Source organism: Pseudomonas sp. EL_65y_Pfl2_R96, assembly GCF_963970905.1.
GTDB lineage: Bacteria > Pseudomonadota > Gammaproteobacteria > Pseudomonadales > Pseudomonadaceae > Aquipseudomonas.
Genome location: NZ_CAXAQH010000231.1, coordinates 1 through 512 on the forward strand (window position 1 = coordinate 1; position 512 = coordinate 512).

Sequence of the window (512 nt, forward strand, 5' to 3'; positions counted from 1 at the left end):
CAGGTATTACTGGTCGTCGAATATTGTACGTTCAACTCATTTGCAACCCGTGGGCCGTCGCCCGGAGCGGCAACACCTGTCACCTTGATCGGCAAGGGAGATGAAGTGATAAGATTCCCGACACCGCCCACTTTATAGGTGTAAGTCAGGTTGACCGTACGTGCCTTGTTTTCAGTGATCCAGGCTTTGGGCAACTTGAAGGTCAGCGTGCCCACGGTGGACACGGTCTGGATTGGCGCATCACGCAACGCCACACCGGTCAGGCGCACACCGACGGTGTCCCTAGGCGCCTGACTCGGATAATTCACCTGAACAGTGGCCTCTGTGCCGAGGGTATCGACATTCAACTCGCCTCCCGGCGCGTCGACCACTTTGAATATCGCGGGCTGCGCCGCCGAAATACCTGATTCTTGTTGTGGCAATGCCAGACCTGTCATTGCGCGAGCGAGCGGTTCCGGAGAAGCATTTTCGGAGGTCGTCTGACCTGAGCACCCGAAAAGCCCCAAGACCAG

At 57.2% G+C, this 512-nt stretch carries 1 protein-coding gene; it reads right to left on the bottom strand.

Features of this window, described 5'->3' with window-relative positions; translation table 11 throughout:
• Positions 1–422: hypothetical protein (locus tag AACY49_RS30370; protein ID WP_339527964.1), on the bottom strand; the 422-nt coding region annotated here is incomplete at its 3' end.
• Positions 423–512 lie beyond the last annotated feature (90 nt).